Genomic DNA, 336 nt, shown 5'->3' on the forward strand with positions numbered 1-336 from the left:
CGTGCGCGGTAGCTACCGGGGCTCTGCCCGGTCCATTTCTTGAACGCCCGGTGGAACGCGCTGGGCTCCTGAAAGCCGGCCTGCTCGGCGATCTCGGCAATGCTCAGCACGCCTTCGCGCAAGCGCTCGAAAGCCATCGCCCGGCGTACCTCGTCCTTGATCTGCTGGTAGGAGCGCCCCTCGCGCTCCAACTGCCGGCGGAAGGTGCTGGCACTGATACCCTGCTGCTGTGCCAGCGACGCCAACGTGGGCCACTGCCCATAGCCACGCGCCCGTAAATGCCGGTACACCTCGGCCACCAGGCCGTTCTGGTTGCGAAAGCGAATGACCAGCCCC

Annotated in this window: 1 protein-coding gene; it reads right to left on the reverse strand. The window is 66.7% G+C overall.

The window, feature by feature from the left end:
• The coding region (locus QWI16_RS00020) for a helix-turn-helix transcriptional regulator (protein WP_302710671.1) at positions 1-290 on the reverse strand (290 nt) is incomplete at its 3' end.
• Positions 291-336 lie beyond the last annotated feature (46 nt).

The organism is Gilvimarinus algae (genome assembly GCF_030518215.1).
GTDB lineage: Bacteria > Pseudomonadota > Gammaproteobacteria > Pseudomonadales > Cellvibrionaceae > Gilvimarinus > Gilvimarinus algae.